Genomic DNA, 16,529 nt, shown 5'->3' with positions numbered 1-16,529 from the left:
TCAGAACTCTTCCCACTCATCGCCAGAGGCGGAAGCAGCTTTCTGTTTTTGCGGAGCGGGCTTCGGCAGCAGCTTGGCGCGCGGAGCGCCTTTCGCCAGTGGCGTTACCGAAGCGCTTGAGCGCGGCGCCGGACGTGCTACCGGCGGCACATAGGCGGCGCGCGAAGCATTAATCTTGAACGCGCTGACTACTTGATCCAGCTTGTCCGCCTGATCGCGCAGCGTGGTCGCAGCGGCGGCGGTCTGCTCCACCAGCGAAGAGTTCTGCTGCGTGGTCTGGTCCATCTCCGTCACGGCGCGATGCACTTGCGCGATGCCGTCGTTCTGCTCCTGTGTCGCCGCGCTGATCTCGCCGACAATGTCGGTCACCTGCTTGATACTGGAGACCACTTCGTTCATGGTGCTGCCGGCTTGCTCCACCAGCTTGGTGCCCGAGCCCACCTTCTCCACCGAATCATCAATCAGCGCCTTAATCTCCTTGGCCGCCGCCGCAGAACGCTGCGCCAGGTTACGCACCTCGGTCGCCACCACCGCAAAGCCACGGCCCTGCTCACCGGCACGCGCCGCTTCAACCGCCGCATTCAAGGCCAGGATATTGGTCTGGAACGCAATGCCGTCGATGACCGAAATAATATCCACAATCTTGCGCGACGATTCGTTGATGGAGCCCATCGTCACCACCACTTGCTCTACCACCGAACCGCCCTGCGTTGCCACTTCGGACGCGGAACGCGCCAGCTGGTTGGCCTGCCGCGCGTTGTCCGCATTCTGGCCGACGGTGGACGTCAGCTGCTCCATGCTGGCCGCAGTCTGTTCCAGTGCCGCCGCTTGCGACGAAGTACGCTGCGACAGGTCGCCGGTACCAGCCGCAATCTGCTGCGAAGCCGCGCCCACCGCGCTGGTGGACGCACGCACTGTCTCAATCACGCCTGCAATCTGCTCCAGTAGTTTGTTGAACGCCACCGCCGTGTGACCGATTTCGTCCATGCGCTCCACCTTGATTTGGTGCGTCAGGTCCAGCGACTGGCTCACATCTTCCAGCGTGCTGCGGATCGATTCCAGGCTGCCTTTGATGGTGACGTACAGCTGCCACGCCAATGCACCGGTAACCAGCACCGCCAGCACAATGACCGTCACCAGCAAGTTGAAAGCAAAGTTATACGCCGCCACGCTTTCAGCGCGCACGTCATCACTCAGCTTGTTGTTGTAGGCGATATGATCGTCAAAGGCTTTTTTAACAGCAGCCGCAGACGTGGCCAGCGGGGTGCCGGCTTGCAGCGTGGCGCGCACCGCATCCAGATCGCCGGCATGCGCGCCGGCCAGGAACGGAATCAGCGCCTGGCGATACGCGGCCATCGCGGCCTTGTCGGCCTCCAGCATCTTGCGGTCGGTGTCGTCGAAGATGCGTTCCTTCTCGTAGTTCGCGATCACCTCGTCGAACTTGGCGTGAGCATCGTTGTAGGCCTTGTCCAGCGCCGTCTTGTCGGACAAGTTGGAGAACACCGACAGGCGATAACCGGCAAGGCGGCTATCAGCCAGGTAGCCTTTCGCCAAATTCAGGCCGGCGATACTTGGAATCAGGTTGGTCTGCACCATGTCCAACCGGTGCTGCGCGCGCGAGAGCTGGGTAAGGCCGGTGACGCCAACAAAAATCAGCGCCACCAAAGCCAACGACAGGGTTAATATCAGTCGCTTCGTAATCGTCATTGTGACTTTTCTCATGTAAGTAGAAGGGATCCGGCCATCTATGCAGCCTGAAACCAGTATAACGCATGAGAAAAATCCGTCGAGGTCAAACTACGCGAAAACCATGCGTCCCATCGCGCCCCAATTGCGCCACCAGCCCGAACTCCCAATCGAGATAGGCTTGCATCGCTTCGGCACGATTGTCGGTGCCTTCATACGGACGGCGATAACGGTCGATCAGCGGCGAGGCCAAACGCGTAGCGCCTGATTCTACGGGCTTTCCAGCCGCAGCCCATGCACCCGTTCCACCAGTGAGCACCACCACCGGCAGCTTGGTTAGCACACGCAAGTCGGCGGCAACATAACGCGCCAGCAGGCTGCTGCCGCACGTGAGCACATAACGCTGCACGCCTTCCGGTAGCTGCGCCAGTGCCGCCGCCAGCTGCGAACGCAACGCAAACCAAGCACCGGGAATATGCCGCTTCTGGTAGTTGAAGCCGGAGGTGAAGTCCAGCACCGCCGTCTGTTGTGGTGCTTCTTCCAGCCACTGCGCCAGCGTATCGATGCTGATCTCCTCCACTTGCGGCTGCGGCGGCAGCTCGTCCTTCCACCCGCCTGGGATGCTGAAGTCCCCTGCTTGCAGGCCGTCTATCACATAGACATCGTGATTCATCTGGCGCAGCCAGTGTGCGGTGAGGTTGGCACGAACGCCGTCGCTATCAGCCAGTACGATGCGCGCGCCGCGCACCGGCGCAAATTGTTCGGTCTCCTGCACCAGCTGCCCGCCCGGCGCGTTGCGGAAGTGCGGTAACCTGCCGTCCCCATACTCGCCGGGGCTGCGCACGTCGAAGAAGTAGTTGGAACGCGTGCGGTCCGCATGCAGTGCTTCAAGCTGCGAGCGATCCAGCCGCTGCACGCCGGCGCGGTCGGCCAGCGCGCGTGCATCGCGCGCCGCCGTTTGCCGGTTGGCGTCCGATGCCGGCGGATAGCTGCGCGACTGGCCATGCTCCAGCTGCTGCTCGGCCAAGGTCCAGCCGATGGTGCCATTGCGTAGCGCCGATACGGGATTCGGCACACCAGCATTAATTAGCGACTGCGTGCCGATGATGCTGCGCGTGCGGCCGGCGCAATTGACGATGATGCGGGTCGATGGATCCGGCGCCAGCTCGCGCGCGCGCAAAGCCAACTCTGCTCCCGGCACGCTAATGCTGCCGGGGATGCTCATGGTCTGGTACTCATCGTAGCGGCGCGCATCAAGGATGACGATGTTCTCGCCTTTGTCGATCAGCGCCTTCACTTCCGGCGCGGACAGGGATGGCGTGTGGCGCTCATGCTCCACCAATTCACCAAACGATTTGCTCGGCACATTCACATCGCGGAATAACTCACCGCCTGCATCGCGCCAGCCGGACACGCCGCCTTCCAACACCGCCACGTTGGTGTAGCCCAGCTGATGCAAACGCAACGCCGACGGCAGCGCCAGGCCTTCGCCGTCATCCAGCACCACGATGGGCACATCGCGGCGCGGCAGCTTGGTGTAAGCGTCGATTTCGATACGGCCATATGGGAAGTTGGCCGCGAACAGCGGATGCGCCTGCGCGTGGGGATCTTCCTCGCGTACATCAAGCAAGGCGATTTCGCGGCCGGCCAGCAGCTCCGCCCTCACCTGCTGGTAGCTGCGGTAAGGGATCTGTGGCGTGTAGCCGGAGCGGAAAGGCTTGACCTGTCCATCCAGCGTGTACACACTGCGATCAACCGCGCCGATATCCGCACCATAGACGTGGATGCCTATCGATACGCGGTCGCTATACGCGTTGTAGACCTGATGGATATCGCCCAGCGTCGGCGACACCGCCACCACCGTGCCGGCCTCCAGGCGTTGTGGCTCGCCGTGGCGTTCCAGTTTGCCGTCGGCGCTGCGGCGGAAGTCATGCGAAATCTCCGCGCCGCGCAGCAAGCCTATCAAGCCCCAAACCGTGTGGTCGTGGATAGGCGTCGACTGGCCCGGTCCCCACACAAAGCTCACCACCGAAAAACGCGCGGCTGGATCGCGGTACAACAGGTACTGGCGATAGAACTGCGGATGCGGCGCAGCCGCTTCCGGCGGCAGCCAGTCGTCATGCGCCACCAAGTCGCGCAGCAGCGCCGAACCTTGTTCGACAACCTGCGCTTCTTCCTGCCCGATTACGGATTCCAGTTGCGTGACGAAATGCTGCAGGCGTTGTGGTAAATGCTGTACTTCACTCATCGTGTCTCCTCCTTACGCTGCCTTGCGGCGTGCCGCGGTATTCTGGTTTTCCGGCACATCGAGGCCCAGATTACCACGTAAGGTGCTGTGTTCATATTCGCGCCGGAACAGACCGCGCTCCTGCAGCACTGGCACCACTTCGGCCACGAAAGCATCCAACTGGCGGGGCAGCGATTCGAACAGAATAAAGCCATCGGCCGCACCGCCGTCGAACCAGTGCTGGATGGCGTCTGCCACCTGCACGCCTGTGCCAACGAATTCACGGCGCGGACTGGCGAAGCGCAATGCCGTTTCGCGCAGCGTGAGATTTTCTTCGCGGGCGATGCGGATGATGCGCTCGGACGAGCTGCGGTTGCTCTCAGCCCCGTATTGCGCGATGTCCGGGAATGGTCCGTCCAGCGGGTACTGCGTCAGGTCATGCTCATTGAAGGATCGAGCCAAAGCCACCAACGCGTCCTCAACGCGGATCAGGGCCACCGCTTCCTTGTACAGCCGCTCTGCATCTTCCTCGGTACGGCCGACGATGGCGCGCAAAGCTGGCAGCACGTTCAGGCGTTCCGGCGCACGGCCAAAGGCTGCGGCGCGTTTCTTGATGTCGGCGTAGTAGATTTGCGACGCTTCGAACGACGAATTCTCCGTGAAGAAGGCATCCGCGTAACGGGCCGAGAAATTGCGGCCATCTTCCGAAGCACCGGCCTGGAAGATCACCGGCTGGCCTTGCGGCGAGCGGCTGATGTTGAGCGGACCACGCACCGAGAAGAAATCGCCCTTGTGGTTCAGCGTGTGCAGCTTGGATGGATCGAAGAATTCGCCGCTGGCTTTATCGCGCAACAGCGCATCATCTTCCCACGAGTCCCACAGGCCGCGCACCGTTTCGAGATGCTCGGCAGCGATGCGGTAGCGGACTTCATGTGGCGGGTGCGTCGGTTTGCCGTAATTCTCTGCGCTGCCGGACAGCCACGAGGTCACCACGTTCCAGCCTGCGCGGCCCTTGCTGATATGGTCCAGTGAAGCAAACTGGCGCGCCACCGTGTATGGCTCGCTATAGCTGACGGTTAGCGTGCCGACCAGGCCAATTTTTTGCGTGGCCGTCGCCAGTGCCGACAAAATCGTCAGCGGTTCGAAGCGGTTCAGGTAGTGCGGGCTGGATTTCTCGGTAATGTGCACACTATCCGCGACAAACAAGAAATCGAACTTGGCCTGCTCCGCCAGTTTCGCCTGGCGCAGGTAAAAGTCGATATTGGTGCTGGCCGTAGGATCGGCATCAGGATGGCGCCAGTCGCCCCAGCCGGGACCAACGCCGTGCAGGATGAAGCCGAGTTTCAATTGTCGTTTGCTCATGGTGATACTCCTTAAAATGGTCAGGCTGGGCGGAACAGGCTGGGGTCAACCAGCTTGCTCGCGTCTACCCGGCGTGGGAATAGTTTGGCTTCGTAGAAGGTGTCGGCGACTTCCTGCAATTGGCGTACGATCTCGCTGTCGACCGCGCGCAGTTGCGGCTTGTCGCGGCTAACCGCCAGCTGCGCCACCAGGGGTGGTAATCCAGTTAGGCGCTGAAATACTTCGCCATATTCCTTCGGATGGGCGTTGGCCCAGACGTTGGATTGCGCCAGCCGTTGCAGCACGTCCGCCAGCGCGGCGCGTTTGCCAGGATCGGCCAGCGCAGCGTCGGAGGCGGCGATCACGCCGATGCCGGAATTGATGCCAACGCCGTTGCGCAGCACGCGCGCACCGCGCAGTTCCGCCGCCGCTTGATAGGTGCCGAAGGTAGCCCATGCTTCGATCTTCCCGCTGGAGAAAGCGACAGCCGCGTCGCTCGGCAGCAGGAAGCCAGTGTTGACCTCTTCCGGCTTGAGACCCGCTTCGCGCAGTGCGCCAAACAACAGGAAGTGCGCAACGCTGCCACGCGCTGAAGAGACGATGACGTTGCGGCCCTTTAGGTCGGCCACGGTTTTAATCGGCGAATCCGGCGGCACCAGTATCGCCACACCAACCGGCGACGAAACGCTGGCCGCTACCACCTTCACACGCGCACCACCCGCAGCTGCGGCCAATGCAGGCGTGTCGGCCGCCATAGCGGTATCAACGTCGCCGGAAACTACGGCTTCAAACAGCGGCGCTGCGCCCTGGAAGCTGGCCCACTGGATTTTGTACGGCACGTCTTTCAGTACGCCGGCCGCTTCTGCCTTGGTCTGCAATAGCTTGACCTGGTCGCCCAAGACCAGCGTAACCTTCGAGAGATCGGGCACACGGCCCGCTGCAGAGGTACTGGCGGCCGATGCGCTGTCCCCAGCCCGGCCACAAGCACCGAGCAACGCGGCTGCGGGCAGCATGGCCAGCAAACGCCGGCGGACCTGGTCCGCATCAGAAGACATACGTCACCTTGCCGTAGTAGTAAGCGCCACTTGGCGCGAACGGCGCCGGGCCGTACACAAAGCTGTTACCACCCGAATTGGCGTCGCCCGGACCATTCTTGTCCGGCTTGACGTTGAACAGGTTGGCCGCACCGATCACCAGCTTGGTCTTCTTGGTGACGGCATAGCTCAGGTCCAAATCCGTCAGCCATTTCGCGCCAAAGTGATAATCCTTCGAGCGGTCGGCAGTGGTCTGCCACAGGTAAGAGTCGTAGCGCGTGGTTTGCACGTTGGCCTCAAAGTCGCCGAGGAACCAGCGCGCCGACAGAATCAGCTTGGTCTTCGGCGTGGCGCTCAAGTCGCCGATGCCGCCACCAGCCGAGTAGCCAAACCACACCGAACTTCCGCCGGGATTGGCGCCCAGCGACGTAATCTGCGACGGCGTTGGATTGATGCGCGTGACCGTAGTGCGGTTCCAGTTCAGCGCCGCACCCCAGCGCACCAGCCCATAGCTGCCGTAATCGCTGGTGGCGTCGGCCACCAGGTCGGCGCCGCGCGTGCGCGTATCCACTGCATTGGCGAAGTACTGGATCCACTCAGTGCCGGTCAGTCCCGCCGCAATCAGCGTCGGTGCAAACGCAGGACCGAACATATAGCCAGTGCGGACGATGCGGTCCTTCACCTTGACCTGATAGCCATCCAGCGTCACGTTTACATTGTCGGCAGGTTTGAGCACAATACCGATACCGAAGTTGACCGACTTCTCCGGATCCAGATCGCGCGCACCAAATTTATGCGCCAGATCCGAGTTATTGCGCAGCAGCTTGGACAAGCTAGGCCCCACCTCACCCGTCACCGGATTGATGTTGGTACGGTTGTCCGTCTGCGAGTAACCGGTCTGCGTTAGCGACGGTGCGCGGAAGCCCGTGCCCACTGTGCCACGTATTGCCACCTTCGGCGAGAAATCGTAGCGGCTATTTACTTTGCCGCTGGCCGTATTACCGGCACTGTCGTTATAGTGTTCGAAACGCACCGCGCCATCCACGAACCAGTCCTCGGTTGGATACAGGCCAATGTCGTTATACACCGCCAGCACCGTGCGGCGGATGCTGGTGGCGTCGGCCGGCGACAGCGCCACGCCGGCCTGCGCGCCGACAGCGGCCGGCTTGCCGACGTTAGGATTTCCCTCTTGGTCGCCAGCCTTGAAGATATAGCCGCCGTTTTTATAGCCCAGCGGATCGCCGGCGAAAGTGGCAAAGCGTTCGGCACGCTGCTCCAGGCCCCACGACCATTGCAGCGGTTTCTTGCCGCCGATGTCTACGGCGCGGGTGAAGTCTTCGTTGGTAGTCCACTGCTCGAACTGGTAGGTCGCGAGGTTGTCAAAGCTGGTTGGCGATGAAGGACCGAGCGAAGGATTTAGCGTCAGATTGCTGTACTGGCGGGCGCGGTTCTTGCCGTAACCAGTGCTGATATCCCAATTCCAGCCTGCCGTCTTACCGCGCGCGCCAAAGTTCAACTGGAAATCGAGTGCACTCATATTATTCACGGCGAAGTACCCGTCCGGAAAAATCTGTGCGATAGTCGCGAGGCCATTCGGACGGCGGAAGTTATTCCCCGCCACCGTATTGCGCGTTCCCGCAGTACCGAAGGCGTAAAGCGTGATGTCGGCGTTGTACGGCTTCTCGGCATTGAACGCCAGGTCGTAAGCCTCGATGCCCGGGTCGCCGTTATGCGCACCATCGCGATTCCAAGTCGCATTCTTCGGATTGGAGGCCGGCGAGTAAGCCACCAGGTTAGTCGAAGGGAAGTTGTACCAGGCCTGCCCGCGCTTGCGCAACGCCGCACCAACGTGCACAAAGCCGTCATCGCCCAGAGCGAAACCTGCATCGCCTTCCAGCTTCTTGTTCGTCAAGTCGCCGTCCGCATCTTTTAGCCTGCCGTAACCTGCCGAGATTTCGCCACCATGATTACCGGTTTTGAGAATCACGTTCACCACACCAGCCACTGCGTCCGAACCGTATTGGGCGGCTGCGCTGTCCTTCAGCACTTCGATATGGTCGATGGCGCTGAGCGGAATAGTATCCAGGTCGATGGCATTGACGCCGCTGGTATCGCCACCGCCGTTGGTCAGCAGCGCGCTATTATGGCGACGCTTGCCGTTCACCAGCACCAGCGTGTAGGCAGGTCCGAGGCCGCGATTGCTCACCGGCCGCACCACCGAGTTCACGCCCGCCTGGTTGGTGCCGAAGTTAAACGATGGCAGCAGGCGCGCCAGCGCTTCCGCCAGTTCCGCGCGGCCGGTGTGGATCAATTGTTCGCCGCTGATGACGTCCACTGGTGCTGGGCTATCGGCCACGGTGCGCGCTTCGCCACGTACGCCGGTAGTCACCACAACGTCCTGTACCTGCCCTACGCTGGTCTGGGCCAGCGCTGGAACACCGATGGCCATCAGGGCCAGGCTGAGTGGCGTCAACGCGATCTTTTTCGAATAGTGCTGCATTCAATATCCCTCTCTGATTTATTGTTAGGCTAAATATTTGGCAAAACTGGTATCCCAAATCGGACGCACATCGATGCGGCGGGCCAGCAGGCCAGCATCCGCAAACACGTCCGCTACTTTTTGCTGCGACTTGATCGCCGCTTCATCCACCGGTATCAGCTTGTATGGCTCGCTGCGCAGCTTCACTTGATTCAGGAAGAACTGCGGCGGCACACCGGCAATCTGGCCGCTGCGGGTAGCCCACTTGTCCGGATTGCGGTTGATCCAGTCGTACACTTTGGCCACGCGCTGCAGGTAGTCGCCGATGGCCTGGTTCTTGGCCGGGTCGGCGATCGCCTGCGACGAGGCGCTGATAACGTAGTTCCCGGACAGATAGCCCTTCGCCGTTCGCAGCACGCGCGCGCCTTGGCTCTTGGCGAATTCCACCACCAGCCCGTAGATCACCCAGGCATCCAGCTGGCCGCTCTTGAAAGCCGCTAACCCGTCCTGCGGCAGCAGCGGCACCGCCTCAATATCCTTGAAGGTCAGGCCGTGCTCTTTCAGCAACTGGATCAGGAAGTAGTGCGAGGTGGTGGAACGCACGTAGCCAATGCGCTTGCCTTTGAACTGCGCAGGATCGCTGATGGTGGAATTCTTCGGCACCAGCACCACCTGGTTATTCACGTCGCCGCGCAACACGGCGATCACTTTCATCGGCGCGCCACCGGCTACCGCGAAAATCGGTGGGATCTCGCTCATGCCGCCGAAATCCAGCGAGCCGGAAGACAAAGCCTCCACGATCAGGTTCCCGCCGGCGAATTCCGCTAACGCGGTCTTGTACGGAATGTCGGCCACACCTGCCTCGTTGAAGTAGGCGCTGTCGCCACCCTTGTAGGTACCGACGCGCAGCGTGACGTCACGCAGTTGCAACGCTGCGGCGCGAGTGGCGTTGCTCCATCCGGCCATCAACAGCGCCATGCCAACACCATTGCGCAGAAACTGACGGCGAGCGCCGCCCTTCGAAGTGATCGAATCCATGATCCCAGCCTTAAAAAGTTAATTAATTTTGAATACGATATTCCCGGCCAGCAGATAGCTGCTACCGCCCAAATCGGGCAATCGAGGGAAAGGCGCGGCACGGCGGATGGCGTCGCGTGCTGCTTCGTCCAAAGAGTCCACGCCGGACGATTGGATATCGAACGTGACCAGCGAACCGTCAGGATTGAGCGTCAGGCGGTAGCCGACCTTGCCCTGCTGGCGGCGCATCTTCGCTTCACGCGGATAGTCGGCGTTGCGATTGATGCGGGCGTAGACCTGGTTGACGTAATCGGTCGGAATACCCTCGGTACTGATTTGCTTCGGCCCAGACGCCACCGGTGCTGCTGGTGGAGCGGGCGGCGCTTGAACTACGGGCCCGGGTGGCGTAGGCGGCGCGATTGTTTCGGCCTGCGTCGGCGGTGGTGCTTCTACCGCTTTCGGCGCCGGCTGCGGTTGCGCGGTCGGCTGGGGTGGCGCCAGTGCGACTTGTCTTTCCTTTGTCGGTTCCGGCTTCGGTGGCGCCAGTGTCAGCTTCTGTTGCGGCATGATGTGTATCAGTTCTATCACCTGCGGTGCGTGCGGCCGTTTGATGGCGCCTGTCCAGTTCAAGATGGCCAGCAATGCCACACCATGGATCGCCACCGTGACCAGCGCTCCAGGACGACGCAGCCAGTGCTTGCCTGCTCCCGCGTCCAGATAAGACGTCGCGTAGCCCGCACCATGCGTCGCCGCCGATTGGGCACTGCCTACCGGCGCTGGTGCGACGCTCAGCGGCGCGGACGTGCCGGTAGTGGCCAGGTCTTCTGGCGCGAAAGTATCATTCAGCGATAGCGTGGCGCTGGACATGGTGCTTCTCCTCAGTCGAATAAATCCGGTTCTTCACGCGTGATGACATCCCACAGCGGCTGGAAGCTGAACCAGCCACCGGCCTCGGAGCCCATCTGCTTGGAAGTGTGCAGCGCCACGTCGTGCGGAATCGGCCGTGTCAAGCCGGCGGCCTCGGACAGCAACTGCGCCTGCGCCGCATTCTCAAATGCGATGTAGCGCCACACCGCCGACTCCACCGACGCACCTACCGTCAGCAAGCCGTGGTTCTGCAGGATCACCGCCTTGCGGGGACCGAGCGTCTCGGCGATACGCTGGCCTTCGCTGGCATCCAGCACCACGCCGCTGAAATCCGTGAAGATTGCATGATCCTCGTAGAACGCGCAGGAGTCCTGCGTCAACGGTTCGAGCAAGCGGCCCTGCGCCGCGAAGGCTTTGCCATACAAGCCATGCGAGTGCGCCGCCGCGATCACGTCCGGGCGCGCCTTGTGCAGTTCAGAGTGAATGGCAAACGCCGCGCGGTTCAGCAGGCCGTCGCCTTCAACGATCTTGCCGTCATGGCTGACCAGGATCAGGTCCGATGCGCGGATATGGCCGAAGTACACGCCGGCCGGATTGACCCAGAAGTGGTCCGGAAATTCAGGATCGCGCGCCGTGATGTGGCCCGCGCCACCCATGTCGAAACCGTAGCGTGCGAACAAACGGAAGGAAACGGCCAACCGTTCCTTGCGATGCTGGCGCTGCGCCTCGAAGCCCTCCGGTTCCGGCGGCTGTGCGAAAATGATATTGCCGTTGTCGTCGCGCGGTGCGCTGTAGATGGCCGGACGCGGATACTGCTTGCCGACCGTGCGCAAATGGGGACGCGACAACGGCGCGGAGTACAGTGGTGCAGAGCTGCTCATGGAATGGTCCTTGTATCAGTAATCAGTAGCCGCGCGCGGTATCCACCACGTCAGCCAGTGGTTGTCCGCTGCGGAAGCGGTCCAGGTTCAGCACGAATTTATCGATCAGTGCAGGCACAATCTGGTCGGTGCTGGGCGAAATATGCGGCGACAGGCGCACACGCGCGTGGCGGTAGAAAGCATGGCCGGCCGGCAGCGGTTCGGGATCGGTCACGTCCAGCGTCGCCAGCGCCAGCTTGCCCTCGTCCAGCGCATCGAGCAGCGCCTGATGGTCGACCAGGTTACCGCGTGCGATATTGATCAAGTGGAGGTTCGGTTTGGCGCGGGCCAGCGTAGCGCGGTTGATCGCATGATGCGTGTCCGGCGTCGATGGCGCGGCCAGCACCAGATGGTCCGAACGTGCCACCAGTTGCTCCAGCGAGTCCACGCGCTCCACGCCATCCACCTCGAACGGCGCGTCCGAGCGGCGCAGTGCAATCACCTTGATGCCGAGCGCCAGCGCGCGCTGCGCCAAGGCCTGGCCGATGGAACCGAAGCCGTACAGGCCTAGCGTGGAGCCCTGCACCAGTCCCAATTGAATGCGGCGCCAGTCGCTGGCCTGTTCCAGCCAGATTTCCGGCACCCGCTTGGCGGCAGTGAAGATCGCCGCCAGCACGTATTCAGCGATGGCGATCGATGCCGTGCCGCGCGCCGACGTCACCACCGGGCCGTCGAACAGCCAGTCCGGGTAGTAGTCGATGCCGACAGATGCCAGCTGCACCCACTGCACATCGCTCCAGCCCCGTGGCGCTGGAACCTCAAGCAGTGACTGGCCTTTCGGCGCCGGCAAAGCAAACAGCACGTCCGCGCCCGGCGGCAGCTCGGTCAAAGGACCGGGCGCCACGTCGCGCACCGCCAGGCCGGTGCGCTGGGCCAGCAGTGCGTTGACCTTGGGGTCGAACTGGCTGGCTACGATCAAATTATTCTTCACTGCGCTCATCGCTGTACTCCGTTGTTTATGCTGCCAGTCGTTGGTCCTGCGCTTCGCGTTCTGCGATCGCCGCGCGCACCAGCGGAATCAGTTCGCGGCCATACTGCAGCGCGTCCTGGATTGGGTCAAAGCCGCGAATCAGGAAGGTGGTCACGCCCAGTTCCCAGTACTTGATCAACGCATCGCGTACCTGCTCCGGCGTGCCGACCAGCCCAGTCGAATTGCCGGCGGCCTTGGTCAGTGCTGCGATGCCAGTCCACAGGCGCTCGTCCACCACCTTGCCTTGCGCCGCAGTTTCCAGCAGGCGCTGCGAACCAGCGTTCTGTGGTTGCTGTGGACGTTTGCTGAAGTGGACGTTACTCTTTACGCGCTCAGTCGCGGTAGCGAGGATGGCGTCGGCCTTGGCCCACGCTTTTTCCTCGGTTTCCGCCAGCACTGGACGCAGCGACAGGCTGAAACGAATCTTGTCGGCGCGGCCATGCTTGGCGGCGGCAGCACGCACGCGGGTGATGGTTTCTTCTACCTGCGCCAGCGATTCGCCCCACAGCGCGTAGACGTCAGCATGCTTGCCTGCGACTTCAATCGCTGCATCCGACGAACCGCCGAAGTACACCGGAATGTGCTGGTCGCGCACCGGACGCACACCGGCGTTCTGGCCTTTAAAACGGTACAGCGGGCCTTCGTGGTCAAACGCGCCTTCCGAAGTCCAGGTTTTCTTCACCACGTCAAGATATTCGTCGGTGCGCTTGTAACGCTGGTCGTGATCGAGGAAATCGCCATCGCGCTGCTGCTCGGTGTCGTCGCCGCCGCTGATCACGTGAACCGCCAGGCGGCCATCGCTGAAGTGATCCAGCGTCGCGAACTGGCGTGCGGCCAGCGTTGGCGCCACAAAGCCAGGACGGTGCGCCAGCAGGATACCCAGTTTTTCAGTCTGCGAAGCGATGTAGGACGCCACCTGGAAGCCGTCCACCGAGGCGCTACTGTGCGCCACCAGCACGCGGTCAAAGCCCGCGTATTCGTGGGCACGCGCCACCGCACCGAGGAAGCTCTTGTTGACGACCGGGCCTTGCGGCAGAACGGTTTCCGAAACTTCCTGGGTGGCGCTAAAGCCGATAAATTCGATACTCATGATGCGTCCTTTGCAGTGATAGTTGAAATGCCGGCCACGCCGGAGAGAGAAGCTTTTTTGGCGGCACGCGCGGCGAAGGCGGTGCGGCCGCTATTGACTAAAATCGTGTCGTTCTGCGGCGTGTGGATGCGTGAGCACAGCACGTCGCGGTAGTAGCGTTCCAGCGGATTGGAACGCGACAGGCCCGGATTGCCACTCAACTCAATCGCCTTCTCCACTACCTGGATCGCAGTGTTGGTGACGAGATATTTGATGCGGAACGCGTCTGAAGGTGGCACCGCGCCGCTGGCGGCGGAATCGAGCAGCACACGGTTGGAGAACAGCCACGCATCGAGCTGACCCAGCGCCTCCTGGAAGCGCGGTAGGCTGGATAAGGGTGCGCCCAGATTGGCCGGCACGCGCTCTTCCAACCATCCGGCCAGCCAGTCGCGCGCATTGCGGGCCACGGCATCGTAGATGGCGGACAGCAGCACGGACATCCATAGCAGCAGCGAGGCGTCCAGCTCAGGCGCAGCGCTGGCAGGATTAACTTCCACCGCGTGCTCCAGCGGCACCAGCACGTCATCAAACACCACTTCATGGCTGCCGGTGGCGCGCATGCCAAGGTGGTCCCACGTTTCGACGATGCTGATGCCCGGCGTATCACGGTGCACCAGCCAGCTGCCGACCAGCGGCTCCGCATCGTCGCTGCGCGCCCACACGCCCAGCCATGTCAGGCGCGGAATGCCGGTCGAGTAGATTTTGCGGCCGCTGATGCGCCATCCTTCCGGCGTGCGGCGAGCGATGGTGCCCGGCAGGCCACCGCGCGCGGGCGTGCCCAGTTCCGGCTCAACGCGCAGCGCGTTAATCAAGGCACCGTTGCGCAGCGTGTCTTCCACCACGCGATGCAACAGGTGCTGCGGCCACTTGGCCTGGCGGCCAGACGCATGGTGCAGGTACTGCATCACCAGCACCAACGCGGTGGATGGCTCTCCGCGTGCGACGGCGGCGATCACGCGGGCAGTTTGCGCGAGGTTGGCGCCAAGGCCGCCCAGCGCACGCGGCACGGTCAAGCCGAGCAAACCCAATTCGTGCAAGCGTTCGAAGTTCCGGTGCGGGAAACTGCCATCACGGTCATGCTGCTCGGCGGTGGCGGCGAATTCGGTAGTCAGCGTATCCAGCAGCGCGGCAAATTCCGGGCTATCCAGCTGGTAGCTGTTTTCTGCAATCGGCAGGCGAAGTACGGAGGTCATCATCAGGAGTGGCTTTAGTTAAAAAATTCTTCGATCTCTACGCCCAGCAGCTGCAGCAGCTGCGTGCGCACCTGCTGGAACTGCGGCGCCTGCGCGCTACGTGGACGCTGCTGGGTGATGGTGATGTCGGCGGCGATACGGCCCTGCTCCAGCACCAGCACGCGGTCGGCCAGCAGCACGGCTTCGTCGACGTCGTGCGTTACCAGCAGCACGGACGGGCGATGCTGGCGCCACAGCGATAGGATCAGCTGGTGCATGCGGATGCGGGTCAACGCGTCCAGCGCAGCGAACGGCTCATCCAGCAGCAGCAGCTGCGGCTCGCGCACCAGCGCACGGGCCAGCGCCACGCGCTGCGCCTCGCCGCCGGAGAGTGTGGCAGGCCATGCGTTCTCGCGATGCGCCAGCCCTACTTCTTCAAGTGCGGCAAGGGCGCGTTCGCGTGGGCGGTCGATCTTCAATCCCAGCGTGACGTTGCGCCATGCGCGCTTCCACGGCATCAGGCGCGGCTCCTGAAACACGGCGGCACGGGCTTGCGGCACATTCAGCGTGCCGGAGCTGATGCGGTCCAGACCAGCCAGTGCGCGCAGCAGCGTGGTCTTGCCGGAGCCGCTGCGGCCCAGCAGCGCGACAAATTCACCGGCGCGGATTTCGAGATTGAGGTTATCGAGGATGGTGTTGTCGCCGAAACGCTTGCTCAGGTTCTGCGCCTGCACCGGAGTGCGCGGTAAAGCTGGCGCGTCGTCGCGGGCGGTCTGGCGCAGCAGATTCAAAGTCAGGGTATGCATGCTCATTCCTTGATGAAGGTCGGACGCCAGGCCAGCGCGTAGTGTTCAATGCCGCGCACCAGCAGGTCGGTGGCGAGGCCCAGTAAGCTGTAGACGATCAGACAAACCACGATGACGTCGGTGCGCATGAAATCACGGGCGTTGTTAATCAGGTAGCCCAGTCCCGCCGTGGCGTTGATCTGCTCCACCACCACCAGCGACAGCCAGCTGACGCCCAGCGAGTAGCGCAGGCCGATGAGGAAAGATGGCAAGGCGCCTGGCAGGATCACATGCACGATCTGCTGCGGGTAGCTCAAACCGAACAGGCGTCCCGCCTCCACCAGTTTGGCATCGACGCTGCGTATGCCGCTGTACAGCGACAGATACATCGGGAAGGTGGTGGCGTAGGCGATCAGCGTGATCTTGGTGAATTCGCCGATCCCGAACCACAGGATGAACAGCGGCACCAGCCCGAGGAACGGCACGGTGCGCGCCATTTGCATGCTGGAGTCCACGGCCACTTCGCCCTGGCGCGACAAACCGGAGACCAGGGCCAGCGCAGTCCCCAGCGGCAGCGACACGGCCATCCCGGTCAGCACGCGTTGCAGCGACACCAGCACGTTGCGGCCGATTTCGCCGTTGGCAATCAGCTCACCGAGCGTGACGAAGATTTGCGAAGGACCTGCGAGGATGCGCTCCGGCAGGACACCGGTGCGCGCAGCGAGCTCCCAGATCGCCAGCAAGACGAGTGGCCCGGCGGCACGGCGAACGATGGAGTTGAGGGCACTGACAGACATATTTGCATCCCTATTCAAGCTATTGAAAGCTAGTATAGGGAGCAAATAATTATGATAAAACTAATCGTTTCAACTATTGATATATGATTTTCAGGAATAATCCTG

Annotated in this window: 13 protein-coding genes; all 13 read right to left on the bottom strand. The window is 62.2% G+C overall.

The window, feature by feature from the left end:
- The gene (locus GTP46_RS16770) at positions 1-1,707 is read right to left on the bottom strand and encodes a methyl-accepting chemotaxis protein (protein WP_161007780.1); all 1,707 of its coding nucleotides are present in this window, start codon (positions 1,705-1,707) and stop codon (positions 1-3) included.
- A gap of 85 nt (positions 1,708-1,792) precedes the next feature.
- A complete protein-coding gene (locus GTP46_RS16765) occupies positions 1,793-3,376 on the bottom strand; it encodes a rhodanese-related sulfurtransferase (protein WP_371869685.1) in 1,584 nt (527 codons plus the stop codon).
- Positions 3,377-3,946: 570 nt separating this feature from the next.
- Entirely contained in the window at positions 3,947-5,275 is a 1,329-nt protein-coding gene (locus tag GTP46_RS16760) for an LLM class flavin-dependent oxidoreductase (RefSeq protein ID WP_161007778.1), read from the bottom strand.
- A gap of 20 nt (positions 5,276-5,295) precedes the next feature.
- Positions 5,296-6,309: an ABC transporter substrate-binding protein gene (locus GTP46_RS16755; protein WP_161007777.1), complete on the bottom strand. Its 1,014-nt coding sequence runs from the start codon at positions 6,307-6,309 to the stop codon at positions 5,296-5,298.
- Entirely contained in the window at positions 6,299-8,788 is a 2,490-nt protein-coding gene (locus tag GTP46_RS16750; RefSeq protein WP_161007776.1) for a TonB-dependent receptor plug domain-containing protein, read from the bottom strand. The genes GTP46_RS16755 and GTP46_RS16750 overlap by 11 nt, the downstream gene beginning before the upstream one ends.
- A 24-nt stretch (positions 8,789-8,812) precedes the next feature.
- On the bottom strand, positions 8,813-9,805 hold the full coding sequence (locus tag GTP46_RS16745; protein ID WP_161007775.1) for an ABC transporter substrate-binding protein: 993 nt from the start codon (positions 9,803-9,805) through the stop codon (positions 8,813-8,815).
- Between the two features lie 18 nt (positions 9,806-9,823).
- On the bottom strand, positions 9,824-10,651 hold the full coding sequence (locus tag GTP46_RS16740; protein ID WP_161007774.1) for a TonB family protein: 828 nt from the start codon (positions 10,649-10,651) through the stop codon (positions 9,824-9,826).
- 11 nt (positions 10,652-10,662) lie between these two features.
- Positions 10,663-11,532 (bottom strand): class II aldolase/adducin family protein, encoded by an 870-nt coding sequence (locus GTP46_RS16735; protein WP_161007773.1) that lies wholly within the window; start codon positions 11,530-11,532, stop codon positions 10,663-10,665.
- Positions 11,533-11,554: 22 nt separating this feature from the next.
- Positions 11,555-12,511, bottom strand: a complete 957-nt coding sequence (locus GTP46_RS16730; RefSeq protein WP_161007772.1) for a D-isomer specific 2-hydroxyacid dehydrogenase family protein — start codon at positions 12,509-12,511, stop codon at positions 11,555-11,557.
- 16 nt (positions 12,512-12,527) lie between these two features.
- Positions 12,528-13,631 carry an LLM class flavin-dependent oxidoreductase gene (locus GTP46_RS16725; protein WP_161007771.1) on the bottom strand — a complete coding sequence of 368 codons (1,104 nt, stop codon included), beginning with the start codon at positions 13,629-13,631 and terminating at the stop codon, positions 12,528-12,530.
- Positions 13,628-14,866, bottom strand: a complete 1,239-nt coding sequence (locus GTP46_RS16720) for an acyl-CoA dehydrogenase family protein (RefSeq protein WP_161007770.1) — start codon at positions 14,864-14,866, stop codon at positions 13,628-13,630. The genes GTP46_RS16725 and GTP46_RS16720 overlap by 4 nt, the downstream gene beginning before the upstream one ends.
- An 11-nt stretch (positions 14,867-14,877) precedes the next feature.
- On the bottom strand, positions 14,878-15,648 hold the full coding sequence (locus GTP46_RS16715; RefSeq protein ID WP_161007769.1) for an ABC transporter ATP-binding protein: 771 nt from the start codon (positions 15,646-15,648) through the stop codon (positions 14,878-14,880).
- A gap of 2 nt (positions 15,649-15,650) precedes the next feature.
- Positions 15,651-16,424, bottom strand: a complete 774-nt coding sequence (locus GTP46_RS16710) for an ABC transporter permease (protein ID WP_161007768.1) — start codon at positions 16,422-16,424, stop codon at positions 15,651-15,653.
- Positions 16,425-16,529 lie beyond the last annotated feature (105 nt).

The organism is Duganella flavida (genome assembly GCF_009857445.1).
Taxonomy (GTDB): domain Bacteria; phylum Pseudomonadota; class Gammaproteobacteria; order Burkholderiales; family Burkholderiaceae_D; genus Rugamonas; species Rugamonas flavida.
This window is presented reverse-complemented; position numbering and strand designations above follow the sequence as displayed.